Source organism: Thermopolyspora sp. NPDC052614, from assembly GCF_040678635.1.
Taxonomy (GTDB): Bacteria; Actinomycetota; Actinomycetes; order Streptosporangiales; family Streptosporangiaceae; genus Thermopolyspora.
This window is the reverse complement of the sequence record NZ_JBFATZ010000012.1, coordinates 157,025-169,600: the sequence shown is the minus strand read 5'-3', so window position 1 is coordinate 169,600 and position 12,576 is coordinate 157,025. Positions and strand designations below refer to the sequence as shown.

11 protein-coding genes are annotated in these 12,576 nt (G+C 70.7%); 7 read left to right on the top strand and 4 right to left on the bottom strand.

Annotated features, from left to right (window positions below; all coding sequences use genetic code 11):
• The first annotated feature begins 38 nt into the window (after positions 1 to 38).
• On the top strand, positions 39 to 1,421 hold the full coding sequence (locus tag AB0K60_RS24970) for a glycosyltransferase 87 family protein (protein WP_364059588.1): 1,383 nt from the start codon (positions 39 to 41) through the stop codon (positions 1,419 to 1,421).
• A gap of 44 nt (positions 1,422 to 1,465) precedes the next feature.
• Positions 1,466 to 2,779, top strand: coding sequence for a mannosyltransferase family protein (locus AB0K60_RS24965; protein ID WP_364059585.1), 1,314 nt, complete (start codon positions 1,466 to 1,468; stop codon positions 2,777 to 2,779).
• A 58-nt stretch (positions 2,780 to 2,837) separates the two neighbouring features.
• On the opposite strand, the gene AB0K60_RS24960 is transcribed toward AB0K60_RS24965, so the two are convergent.
• A complete protein-coding gene (locus tag AB0K60_RS24960; RefSeq protein WP_364059582.1) occupies positions 2,838 to 3,596 on the bottom strand; it encodes a deoxyribonuclease IV in 759 nt (252 codons plus the stop codon).
• A 281-nt stretch (positions 3,597 to 3,877) separates the two neighbouring features.
• The gene (locus AB0K60_RS24955) at positions 3,878 to 4,189 is read right to left on the bottom strand and encodes a hypothetical protein (RefSeq protein WP_364059580.1); all 312 of its coding nucleotides are present in this window, start codon (positions 4,187 to 4,189) and stop codon (positions 3,878 to 3,880) included.
• Between the two features lie 265 nt (positions 4,190 to 4,454).
• Between AB0K60_RS24955 and rpsF the strand changes: the two genes are divergently transcribed.
• The 4 genes from rpsF to rplI all read left to right on the top strand — a co-directional run bounded on the left by rpsF (position 4,455) and on the right by rplI (position 6,263).
• The gene (gene rpsF / locus AB0K60_RS24950) at positions 4,455 to 4,745 is read left to right on the top strand and encodes a 30S ribosomal protein S6 (protein WP_364059577.1); all 291 of its coding nucleotides are present in this window, start codon (positions 4,455 to 4,457) and stop codon (positions 4,743 to 4,745) included.
• 189 nt (positions 4,746 to 4,934) lie between these two features.
• Complete coding sequence (locus AB0K60_RS24945; protein ID WP_364059574.1) at positions 4,935 to 5,444, top strand: single-stranded DNA-binding protein; 510 nt, start codon at positions 4,935 to 4,937, stop codon at positions 5,442 to 5,444.
• A gap of 118 nt (positions 5,445 to 5,562) precedes the next feature.
• On the top strand, positions 5,563 to 5,799 hold the full coding sequence (gene rpsR, locus AB0K60_RS24940) for a 30S ribosomal protein S18 (RefSeq protein WP_364059571.1): 237 nt from the start codon (positions 5,563 to 5,565) through the stop codon (positions 5,797 to 5,799).
• A 17-nt stretch (positions 5,800 to 5,816) separates the two neighbouring features.
• Positions 5,817 to 6,263, top strand: a complete 447-nt coding sequence (gene rplI / locus AB0K60_RS24935; RefSeq protein WP_364059568.1) for a 50S ribosomal protein L9 — start codon at positions 5,817 to 5,819, stop codon at positions 6,261 to 6,263.
• Positions 6,264 to 6,570: 307 nt separating this feature from the next.
• Here rplI and AB0K60_RS24930 read toward each other — a convergent pair whose 3' ends face one another.
• Both AB0K60_RS24930 and AB0K60_RS24925 read right to left on the bottom strand, forming a co-directional pair.
• Entirely contained in the window at positions 6,571 to 8,277 is a 1,707-nt protein-coding gene (locus AB0K60_RS24930) for an amino acid permease (protein ID WP_364059565.1), read from the bottom strand.
• A gap of 108 nt (positions 8,278 to 8,385) precedes the next feature.
• A complete protein-coding gene (locus AB0K60_RS24925) occupies positions 8,386 to 9,723 on the bottom strand; it encodes an MATE family efflux transporter (protein ID WP_364059761.1) in 1,338 nt (445 codons plus the stop codon).
• Between the two features lie 362 nt (positions 9,724 to 10,085).
• On the opposite strand from AB0K60_RS24925, the gene dnaB reads away from it, so the two are divergent.
• Complete coding sequence (gene dnaB / locus AB0K60_RS24920) at positions 10,086 to 12,569, top strand: replicative DNA helicase (RefSeq protein WP_364059562.1); 2,484 nt, start codon at positions 10,086 to 10,088, stop codon at positions 12,567 to 12,569.
• Positions 12,570 to 12,576: the final 7 nt, after the last annotated feature.

Below are 12,576 nucleotides of genomic sequence, written 5' to 3'. Positions count from 1 at the left end.
CCGCGGGCCGCCGACGACACCCTGCGGGAGGGCCGGTCATGACCGAGTCCAAGGCGGATCCATCGGCCGGGCAGGCGCCCGGCTCCCGGCCGTGGACTCTCCGACCGGCCGACCTCGCGCCGTATGTGCCTCTCGCGCTGTTCGCCGTGCTGGGCGCGCTTCTCGCCTACCTGTGGAAGTCGCCCTGCCGGTTCGGCGGCGCGTGGAACGACGGCTCCGGCCAGTTCCTCCGCTTCTGCTACACCGACATCTACCCGCTGTGGTGGAACGAGAAGCTGGCCGATGGCGCGGTGCCGTACTTCGACCATCCGGTCGAGTACCCGGTCGGCATCGGGTTCGTGATGGAGGTCGTCCGCCGGATCGTCGGCATCGTGCACACCCCCTCCGGCGCCGACCCGTCCGGCGGCGTGGCGTTCTACGACATCACCGTGCTGCTGATGGCGATCTGCCTGCTCGTCGGCGTGCTGCTGATGGCGGCGCTGGCCGGCCCGGGGCGGCGTACGGACGCGCTGTGGTACGCCCTGGCGCCGGGGGTGATCCTCACCGCGTACATCAACTGGGACCTGCTGTGCAACGCGCTCACCCTCGGCGGCCTGCTGGCCTGGTCGCGGCGGCGGCCGCTGATCGCCGGGGCGCTGCTCGGCCTCGCGGTGTCCACGAAGTTCTATCCGCTGGTGCTGTTCGGGGCGCTGTTCGTGCTCACCCTGCGCACCGGCGCGTGGCGACCGTTCCTGCAGTCCGTCGCCGCTGCGCTGGGCGTCTGGCTGCTCGTCAACGTGCCGATCGCCGTGACGGCCTTCGACGGCTGGAAGCGCTTCTACGCCTTCAGCGACGAGCGCCCGGCCGACTGGGGATCGCTGTGGTACTTCTTCCAGGGCAAGGGCTGGCCGATCCTCGGCAACGCCGACCTCCTCGACACCCTGGGCATCGTCTCCCTCGGCGCGCTGTGCCTGGCGATCGCCGTGCTCGGCCTGGCCGCCCCCCGGCGACCCCGGCTGGCGCAGCTGTGCTTTTTGGTCCTGGCGTCGTTCATGCTCACCAACAAGGTGTGGTCGCCGCAGTACGTGCTCTGGCTGGTGCCGCTGGCGGTGCTGGCCCGGCCGAACTGGAAGCCGCTGGCGCTGTGGCAGGCGGCCGAGATCTGGTACTTCCTGGCGATCTGGCTCTACCTGGTGGCGCTCACCCCCGGCCAGGAGGCCCTCGGCATCAGCGCCGACACCTACTTCACCGCCGTGTGGGCGCGTGCGCTCACCATTGTGATCATGATGGCGTTCGTGGTGCGCGACATCCTGCGCCCGGACAAGGACGTGATCCGGCAGGGCGGCGTCGACGACCCCCAGGGCGGCGTGTTCGACCAGGCCGAGGACCGGTTCGTGCTCGACCTCACCGGCCGGACCGCGTACCCGCCGGTGCGCGTGTGAGCGACCGCGCGTGACGTTCCACGAGTGCCGCATGGTGAACCCGGATGACCAGGCTGAGGACGGGCGGGGTGATGGGACGCGCGGGCGGACGGCGTGGCCTCGATCGGCTGGGCGAGGCGGACTGGGAGGCCCTGCTCATCTGGCTGGCGACCCGGCTGGGCGTCATCGTGCTCGGCACGGTGGGCGCGGCGATGCTGGCGCAGGGCGAGACGGTGGCGCCGTTCCTGGACCGGCTGCGGCGCTGGGACGCCGACCATCTCGTCGAGATCGCCCGGTACGGCTACGCCGGTGACCCCGCGCAGCCTCCCGACGCCGGCCTTCCGGCGTTCTTTCCCGGCATGCCGCTCGCGCTGCGGGCGGTGCACATGATCCTGCCGGACTGGGTGCTCGGCGGGGTGGTCATCTCGCTGATCGCGGGGTGCGTGGCGATGGTCGCGCTGTCCCGCCTCGGCGAGCTGGAGGGGCCGCCGGGCGCGGGACGCTGGGCCGTGCTCGCCGTGCTGTTCTGGCCGACGTCGGTGTTCCTGTTCGCCGGGTACAGCGAGGCGCTGTTCCTCGCCTTCGCGATCCCGGCCTGGCTGGCCGCCCGCCGGGGGCGCTGGCCGGCCGCCTGCCTGCTCGCGGCGGGGGCCTCGTGCGTGCGCATCACCGGGCTGTTCCTCGCCTGCGCGCTGATCGTGGAGTACGCGGCCGGTCGGCGGCGCGCCGTCGTGGCCGAGCGCGCCGGGGCCGTGCGGGTGCGGGTCGGCGCCGCGCCGGAGGGGGCGGCGGGAGCCGTACCGGCTGATGCGGGGGCCGGTGCGGGGGCCAGTGTGCAGGCCGGTGTGCAGGCCGACGCGCCGGTGGAACCCGCCCGCGCCCGGTGGTGGTCGGCGCGGATGGCGTGGCTGGCGGTGCCGTTCGTGCCGCTGGTGCTGTACTCGGCCTACCAGTACGCGCGCACCGGGGACTGGCTCGCCTGGAAGCACGCCCAGGAGGCGGGCTGGGGACGGACGCTGGTGTGGCCGTGGGAGTCGTTCCTGACGACCTGGCAGCAGGCGATGGCCGACGGGCGGTTCGCCTGGGCGTTCCGGATGGAGCTCGCCGGGGCCGCGGTGGGCGTCGTGGCCATCGTCTGGCTGCTGGCCCTGCGGCGGTGGAGCGAGCTGATCTATGTCGGACTGCAGGTGGGCGCGCTGCTGTGCTCGGCCTACTACCTGTCGATTCCGCGCTCCACGCTGCTGTGGTGGCCGCTGTGGATCGTCATCGGGCAGACGGTGGCGCGCCGCCCGTGGATGATGATCGTGTACGGTGCCCTCACCGTGCCCCTCATGGTGCTGAACACAATGGTGTTCCTCGAGGGCTCCTGGGCCGGATGAGACCGGTTACCCCATTCGCGTCGTCCGTAATCCAAAGAAGTTATCCACAGGGTGTGGATCAGTTGAGGTTGGCGCGGAGGAAGGCGATGTCCTCGGCCTGCCCCGCACCGGGCGTCTCCACCACGATCGGCGCGCCCGCCGCCCGGCACACGTTGAGGATCAGCTCGGGGTCGATGCGCCCTTGGCCGATGTTGGCGTGCCGGTCGGCCCCGGAGTCGAAGGCGTCGCGTGAGTCGTTGCAGTGGATCAGGTCGATGCGGCCGGTGATCGCCTTGACCCGGTCCACCACGTCGGCGAGGTCCTCCCCGCCCGCGTGCGCGTGACAGGTGTCGAGACAGAAGCCCACCTCGAGGCCGTCCAGCGCCTCCCACAGCCGCGCCACCCGGTCGAGCTTGCGGGCCATCGCGTTGCCGCCGCCCGCGGTGTTCTCGATGAGCACGGGAATCGGGCAGTCCATGCGCTCGAACACCTTGCGCCAGTTGTCGAAGCCGACCTGCGGGTCGTCGTCCTTGCCGACGTGCCCGCCGTGCACGATCAGCCCCTTCGCGCCCAGCCCCGCGGCGGCCTCCAGGTGAGCGGCGAGCAGTTTGCGGCTGGGGATGCGGATACGGTTGTTCGCCGTCGCCACGTTGATCACATAGGGCGCGTGGATGTAGACGTCGACGTCGGACGCGTTGAGCGCGTCGGCCGTCGCCGGAAGCACGGGACCCTTCCAGCCCTGCGGGTCGCCGAGGAAGAACTGGACGACATCCGCGCCGATCGCGTGCGCGTGCCCCAGCGGGTCGTCCTGATCGACGTGAGCTCCGATACGCACCATGCCTCCCAACCTAGCCGCTCCACGTCCCCATCCGGGTGCCGTCGCCCATCTCGGCCACTAGACCGGGGGTCGCAATCCCAAACCCGCAAACCCAAACCCGCAAGCCCAAACCGGCAAGCCCGGGGCCGCCAGACCGTACGGACGCCGCCGCGCGCCCGTACGCGTGGCCCGCAGGAGCGCGGAGCCACGGACCCCGGCTCGCCTGAGCCGACCCGCGGCCCGCGCCCGGCTTCCCACGGCCCACACGGCGGCCTGCCCGCCGGGCGACCGCCGCCGGACCGTTACGGCAGAAAGCCGCCGTGGTAGATGCCGAGGGCCGCGCCGACGAACGAGCCCACGATGCCGACGATGTTGAGAGCGCGCTCGGGCGTGGTGGCGGAGACGTACTGCGACTCGAGGCCGATCAGGAAGCCCAGCAGCCCGGCCCAACAGGCGATGGCGTGCGTCTCGACGATGAGGCCGGTCACCAGGGCCACCAGGCCGAGGGCCAGGGTGGAGACCGTCAGCACGTTCTCGATCGGGTGACGCCTGCCGTCGGTGTTGAGCGTCAGGCGCAGCGACTCGTTGCGCGTGGGTCCGAGGATGCGCGACATGGAAACCCCTCCTTCCTCTCCTGCACGTGCCCCGCCGATGACCGGGAAAACTCCGGGCAAACCACGCAAAGGTGGCGGGACCGGTGCGGCCGCGGCAGCTGGTAGTCTGAATCGGCTGCGTATGGCGTGATGGCGTGACGGGGTGATGCTGTGTCAAGCCCACGCCGGGCGGTCCCCGCCACCAGGGCGGGCCGCGAGATCGCAGCGTCCTCCTGTCACGGCACCGTGTCGTGACCGCAAGAGTCCAGAGGAGGTTGGAGTCCGTATGCGTCGTTACGAAGTGATGGTCATCCTGGACCCGTCCCTCGACGAGCGCACCGTGGCGCCGTCGCTCGACCAGTTCCTCGGCGTCGTCCGCGAGGACGGCGGCTCGGTGGAGAAGGTCGAGGTGTGGGGCCGTCGCCGGCTGTCCTACGACATCGCCAAGAAGTCCGAGGGCATCTACGCGGTGATCGACCTGACCTCGTCGCCCGCCGCGGTGAAGGAGCTCGACCGCCAGCTGAACCTCAACGAGGGCATCCTGCGGACCAAGATCCTCCGCCCGGACGTGCACTGAGCCTTCACCACAGGCGCGGCGCCGCCCGACGGCGGCGTCGCGGCGATGGGCCCGTCACGGGGCGCGCGGCGCTCCCGACGGCCGTGGAACATCGGGGCCACAAGGGCGGGCAAGCACCCGACTTTTGTCGGACCGGACCCGTACTCTGAGCCCTATCCCAGTGAACGGCAGTGCAGGAAGGCGCCACCCATGGCAGGCGACACCACGATCACCATCGTCGGCAACCTGGTCGACGACCCCGAGCTGCGCTTCACCCCCACGGGTCAGGCGGTGGCACGGTTCCGCATCGCGTCCACTCCGCGGTATCTGGACCGCCAGACCAACGAGTGGAAGGACGGTGAGGCCCTGTTCCTCACCTGCAACGTCTGGCGCCAGGCGGCGGAGAACTGCGCCGAGAGCCTGACGCGCGGCATGCGGGTGATCGTCCAGGGCCGGCTCAAGCAGCGTTCGTACGAGACCAAGGAGGGCGAGCGCCGCACGGTCTACGAGGTCGAGGTCGACGAGGTCGGCCCTTCGCTGCGCAACGCGACCGCGAAGGTGAACAGGACCTCGCGGCAGGGCGGCGGCTTCGGCGGAGCCCCGGCCGACGACCCGTGGGCCACCGCGACCCCGGCCCCGCCCGGAGGCGGCTTCGGCGGCGGCCAGCAGGGTGGCGGCGGCTTCGGCGGCGGCGACCTGAGCGACGAGCCCCCCTTCTAAGCGCCCTCCTTCCAGTGAACGCGCCCCCGCCGGGGCGTATAACCGACCGATATCCATCCGACCAGTATCCGAGCGACCATTCCCGCCGTGGGCGGGGCTCTCACGAAGGAGCACCATGATGGCCAAGCCGGCACTGCGCAAGCCGAAGAAGAAGGTTTGCCTGTTCTGCCACGACAAGATCTCCTACGTCGACTACAAGGACACGACGCTGCTGCGGAAGTTCATCTCCGACCGCGGCAAGATCCGTGCCCGCCGGGTGACGGGTAACTGCACCCAGCACCAGCGCGACGTGGCGACCGCGATCAAGAACGCTCGCGAGATGGCCCTGCTGCCCTACACCAGCACGGCTCGCTGACAGGAGGTCTCTGGGACATGAAGCTCATTCTCACCAACGAGGTCTCCGGCCTCGGCGCTCCCGGCGACGTCGTCGAGGTCAAGGACGGCTACGGCCGCAACTACCTGCTGCCGCGCGGCTACGCGATCCGGTGGACCCGCGGCGCGGAGTCGCAGATCGCCTCCATCCGCAAGGCGCGTGACGCGCGGGCGATCCGCGACCTCGGCACCGCCCAGGAGGTCGCCCAGCAGCTGGGCGCGCTGAAGGTGCGGCTCACCACCCGCGCTGGCGAGGCCGGCCGCCTGTTCGGCTCGGTGACCAGCAACGACATCGCCGCCGCCGTCAAGAACGCGGGCGGCCCCGAGCTCGACCGCCGCCGCATCGAGATCGGCAACCCGATCAAGAGCGTCGGCCGCCACACGGTGTCGGTCCGCCTGCACCCCGAGGTCTCCGTGAACGTCGAGGTCGAGGTCGTCGGCTCCTGACGCCGGCATCCGGCCCGCCGCCCACCCGGCTTCCGGCCTTGAGGCCGTGCCGTGGCCGAGCTCCAGACCCCCAGGTGGCCCTGGGCGGCTCTTGACCGCCCTGTACGGCCCTAGAAAGCCCTGGAGGCTCAGGGACGGCCTTGGAGGCTCCGTGTGGCCGCGTGTGCCGCGATGCTCCGGATGAGCCGTGGGTGAGCCCGGATCAGCGGTTTCGAGTGCCCCTTCCCCACGTCACGTGGGGAAGGGGCACTCGCGTTCTCGCGAGAGCCGTTTGCCCGCCGGAGCGTCCGGAGGCGCGTTCCAGGTCTCAGCGGCGGTGGCGGCCACGGCCGCCGGAACGGCCGGAAGGGCGGTCCGGCGGGTGGCCGGTGGGACGCGGCGGCGGGTAGGCGCCGGGGGGAAGGCCGCCGGAGTGGGGGCGCGGCTGGGGCCCGGTGGGGCCGCCCACGGGGCCGCTCGGGCGCGGGCCGCCGAGGTGGGTGTCCGGGGGATGGCCGTCGTCAGGCCGCGGGCGACGCTCGTAGGCGCCGGGAGCGAGCATGCTGTGCCGCCTGCCGTACACGACGTAGACGAGCAGGCCGACGGCCATCCACGCGGCGAACGCGAGCCAGGTGAGCACCTGGAGGTTGAGCATGAGCCACAACGTCGCGGCGACCGACAGGGCGGGCACGACCGGGTAGAGCGGGGCGCGGAAGCTGCGGGGCAGGTCGGGCATGGTCTGCCCCATGGCGATGACGCCGGCCGAGACGAACAGGAACGCGAACATCGTCCCGATGACCACGAGTTGCTCCAGCGCGAGCACCGGCACGGTCTCGGCGAGCACCAACGCGAACCCGCCGAGCACGAGCGTCGCCCTGGAGGGGGCGCGCCAGCGGCTGAGTTTGCTCAGGCCGCGCGGCAGCAACCCGTCGCGGGCCATCGAGAACACGATGCGGGTCTGCCCGACCAGCACCACCAGGATCACCGTGGTCAGCCCGAGCACGCCGCCGATGTTGATCACATGGACCATGAAGTCCTCGCCCACCGTCCGGAAGGCGGTGGCGAGCGGCGCGTCGGGGTCGATCCTCCGATAGTCCACCATGCCGACCATGACCAGGGCCACCGCGATGTAGATCACGGTGGTGAGCATGAGGCTGCGGATCATGCCCTGTGGCACGTTGCGGCGCGGTTCCTTGGTCTCCTCCGCGGCCGTGGCGACGATGTCCCACCCGATGTACGCGAAGGCGATGGCCGGCGTGGCGGCGAAGATGCCGTACCAGCCGAAGTTGGTCGTGTCGCCCACGATCAGGCCCAGGATCGTGGTGCTCAGCGTGTCCCGCGCACCTTCGGACGCGGTGGTCGCCGGCGCGGGGATCGCGGCCAGGTTGGCGGCGTCGAAGTGCAGGGCGCCGACGACGATGACCCCGCCGATCGCGATCAGCTTCGCGATCACGATGACCCACAGGGTGCGCAGCCCGAACCGGGCGCCGAGCGCGACGATGCCGATCAGCAGCACCAGGATGACCAGGGTGAGCAGGTCGAACCCCTCAAGCTGCCCGATCATCCCGGCGATCGGCTCGGGCACGCGCACGTTGAGATCGCCCAGCATCTGGGCCGTGATCAACGACCAGGCCCGCGACACCACCGCCGCGGCGAGCACCATCTCCAGGATGAGCGCCCATCCGATCACCCACGCCCACAGCTCACCGAAGATCACGTAGGTGAAGGTGTACGCGCTGCCGGAGGCCGGCATCGTCGAGGTCAGCTCGGCGTAGCAGAACGCGGCGAGCAGGCTGCAGATGCCCGCGATCATGAAGGAGAGGATCACGCCCGGCCCCGCCACGGAGGCCGCCTGCCGTCCGGCGATGGTGAAGATGCCCGCGCCGATCATGACGCCGAGGCCGAGCACGACCAGGTCGCGGCGTTGGTAGACCGCGATGAGCCGGTGGCGGGAACCGGTCCGCATCCCGGTGGCCTCGCTCGGCGGGAGTCGGCGCAGCAGCGAGGTGGATCGTGCGTACGGGTCGTGGCGCAACGGGCATACCAATCGCAGCAATAACGGTTCGGCTTACCCTGCCTGAAAGGGACGTTTCTGACAAGAGGGTTCATGTCACGTGCGCGTTAAGGCACGGGCACCCCCATGTCACACGCCGGTGACCAGCCAGGACGTACTGCGGATTCTTACAGCGAGAGTGAATAACCGGGCGATCATCCACACGCCCAACGCGAGCCAGAGAGCGATCAGCCCGCCGTCCGTCACCACCACGGCGAACGCGGCGGGCAGGAAGGCGAGCGTCGAGAGCACCCCCGCCCACGCCAGATACCGCTGGTCGCCCGCCCCGATGAGCACGCCGTCGAGCACGAAGACCACGCCCGCGACCGGTTGGTGGAGGGCGACGAGCCACAGCACCGCCAGCAGCTCGGCGGCGACCGCGGCGTCGGCGTCGAAGATCCCCGGGATCCACGGCCGCGCCGCGATCACCGCGAGGGCGAGCACGATCCCCGAGCCGACGCCCCAGCCGACCATGCGGGCGGTGGCGGCCCGCGTCGCCGCCACGTCGCCCGCGCCGAGCGTGCGCCCGGTGATCGCCTGCCCGGCGATCGCGATCGCGTCGAGCGCGTACGCCAGCAGCGTCCACACCTGGAAGGCGATGCCGTGCGCGGCGATCTGGGCGTCGCCCATCCGGGTCGCCACCGCCGCCGCGAGCACCAGCACCACGCGCAGCCCGACCGTGCGGATCAGCAACGCGAACCCGGCCGCCCCCGACGTCCTGACCCCGGCGAGCCTCGGCCGCAGCGTCACGCCGTGCCGACGGGCGCCGCGGAGCACGACGGCCAGGTACGCGGCGGCCGACAGCACCTGCGCCAGCACGGTGCCCCACGCCGACCCGGCGATGCCCCAGCGCAGCCGAAGCACGAACCAGGCGTTCAGCGCCGCGTTCAGCCCGAACCCGGTCACGGACACCACCAGCGGGGTGAGGGTGTCCTGCAGGCCGCGCAGCACGCCGGTGCCCGCGAGCACGAGCAGCATCGCGGGCGTGCCGAGCAGGCCGATCCTGAGGTAGGTCACGGCCTGACCGGCGAGCTCCGCAGAGGCGCCGAACAGCTCCACCAGCCACGGGGCGGCCGGCCAGCCGACGACGCCGAGCGCGACGCCGATGCCCGCCGCCAGCCACAGCCCGTCGACGCCCCACCGCAGCGCCTGCCGCAGGTCTCCGGCGCCGATCCTGCGGGCCACCTGAGCGGTGGTGGCGTAGGCGAGGAACACGCACAGGTTGATCAGCGTCGTCAGCACGGTGCCAGCGACCCCGAGCGCGCCGAGCGCGGCCGTGCCGAGCCTGCCCACGATCGCGTAGTCGGCGAGCAGGAACAGCGGCTCGGCGACGAGCGCGCCGAAGGCGGGCACGGCGAGCCGCAGGATCTCGCGGTCGTACGCGCGTCCGCCTGCGGGCGTGGGGTCCCCGCCGGGGGTGACGGGCACGCCGGGGGTAATGGGCACCGAGCCATTGTGCCTGTTACGAAATCCGCGCTCCCACGTGGCCTCCCGCTTCCGCGGCGACCCGTGGGCGACCCGTGCGCGGGTCACGTCGGCGTGTTGCCCAACTTTCTTTCCTCCACAGGCGGTGGATTATGTTTCCCCTGGTCAGACGGGTTCTGTGGATGAAGATTTCTTGTTATCCACAGGCTTATCCCCAGGCTGCCCACACCTTGGGGGCAGGTGCGCACAGGTTATCCACAGCGTCGTCCCCAGGCCGCGTTGCCGGTCGGCCGGAGGGTTCGGGAAACTGTCAGACCCGTCCGCTAAATGTGGGGGCGCGGCTGGTTCGGGGAGGGGGTGTCGAGGTGAGCATTGCGGAGCCTCCGATCTACGACGCATCGTTCGAGCGCACGCCACCCAACAACATCGAGGCGGAACAGTCGGTGCTCGGCGGCATGCTCCTGTCCAAGGACGCCATCGCCGATGTGATCGAGGTGCTTCGCGCCGACGACTTCTACCGCCCGGCCCATCAGATCATCTACGACGTCATTCTCGATCTGTACGGCCGAGGCGAGCCGGCGGACATCGTCACCGTGTTCGACGAGCTGTCCAACCGGGGCGAGGTGGGCCGCATCGGCGGCGCGCCGTACCTGCACACCCTCACCGCGGTGGTGCCGACGGCAGCGAACGCCGGCTACTACGCCAAGATCGTGCGCGAACAGGCGATCCTGCGCCGCCTCATCGAGGCCGGCACGCGCATCGTCTCCTACGGCTACGGCGGCAACGGCGAGGAGGTCGACGACCTCGTCGACCGCGCCCAGGCCGAGATCTACAAGGTCACCGAGCGGCGCACCTCGGAGGACTACCTTCCGCTCGCCGAGATCATGCCCGGTGCGCTCGACGAGATCGAGGCCATCGGCAGCCGCGCCGGCCAGATGGTCGGCGTTCCCACCGGCTTCCAGGACCTCGACGCCCTCACCAACGGCCTCCACCCCGGCCAGATGATCGTCGTCGCGGCGCGTCCGGCCATCGGCAAGGCGCTCGCGCTCGACACCCCGCTCCCGACGCCCACCGGGTGGACGACGATGGGCGAGGTCGCCGTCGGCGATCACCTGATCGGCGCGGACGGCAAACCCACCAGGGTCGTCGCCGCGACGGAGGTGATGCACGGCCGTCCCTGCTATGCGGTCGAGTTCAACGACGGCACGGTGATCGTCGCGGACGCCGAGCACCAGTGGTTCACCGAGACCCGGGCCTCGCGCGGGTCCGCCCGGCAGGCCGCCACCGGCCATGACCCGCAGCGCGGCAGGCGGAGCTTCGGGTCGGTGAAGACCACCAAGGAGATCGCGGAGTCGGTGCGCCGCGACGCCGCTGGGGGGTGCCTCACCCACGCGGTGCCCGTCGCCGAGCCGATCGATCTTCCCGATCGCGAGCTGCCGCTTCCGCCGTACGCCTTCGGAGTCTGGCTTGCCAACGGCCACCCCGGCGAGGCTCGGTTCACCACCGCCGACCCGGAGATCGTCTCCAACATCGAGGCGGAGGGCTTGCATGTAACCAAGCTGCCGGGAGACCTGCTCTACGGGATCCGCTTGCCCTTCCCGTCGGCCTCGGCGCCGGTCCCGGCCTGTCCCGACTGCGGCCGGTCGTCCACAGGGCCGCGTCCGGGCCAGGAGTGCCGCTACCATCACGGCACGGTCCAGGCAGTCCTGCGGAGCATGGGCGTACTGGGCAACAAGCACATTCCGCTCGCGTACCTGCGCGCCTCCGAGTCGCAGCGTCGAGCGCTCCTGGCCGGGCTGCTGGACGCGGACGGCCACGTGAACGACTCCGGGACGGTCCGACTCGCCCTGACCGGCAAGCGGCTCGCCGAGGACGCCCGGGAACTGATCCTCAGCCTGGGCTACCAGGCGACCATGACCACCGAACAGGTCAAGGTCCGGTCGGCCGACGGCTCCGTCAGGCACGTCATCACCTTCACTCCTGCCGACAAGGTCTTCCGGCTGTCCGAGAAGCTCGCCCGGCAGAGCACTCGTGAACATCCGACGACGCGGTTGCGCTACATCACGGATGTCCGCGAGGTTCCCAGCGTTCCCGTCCGCTGTGTTCAGGTCGACAACGCCGACCATCTGTATCTCGCCGGTCGGACGTGGATCCCCACGCACAACTCCACCCTCGGCCTGGACTTCGCCCGCTCCGCGGCCATCAAGCACGGCATGACGACCGTGGTGTTCTCGCTGGAGATGTCCCGGAACGAGATCACGATGCGACTGCTGTCGGCCGAGGCGCGGGTGGCGTTGCACACCATGCGGTCGGGGATGATGAACGACGAGGACTGGACGCGGCTGGCGCGGCGGATGAGCGAGGTCGCCGAGGCGCCGCTGTTCATCGACGACTCGCCGAACATGTCGATGATGGAGATCCGGGCCAAGTGTCGGCGGCTCAAGCAGCGTCACGACCTGCGCTTCGTCATCGTCGATTACCTGCAACTGATGAGCTCGCCGAAGAAGACCGAGAGCCGCCAGCAGGAGGTCTCGGAGATCTCCCGGGCCCTCAAGCTCCTCGCCAAGGAGCTGGAGGTGCCCGTGATCGCCATCTCCCAGCTCAACCGAGGTCCCGAGCAGCGAACGGACAAACGCCCCCAAGTCAGCGATCTACGCGAATCCGGATCTATCGAACAAGATGCGGACGTGGTCATCCTGCTGCACCGGGAGGACGCGTACGAGCGGGAGTCGCCCCGGGCGGGCGAGGCCGACCTGATCGTGGCCAAGCACCGCAACGGGCCGACCGCGACCGTGACGGTCGCCTTCCAGGGGCACTACAGCCGTTTCGTCGACATGGCCCCCCACTGAGGTTCTT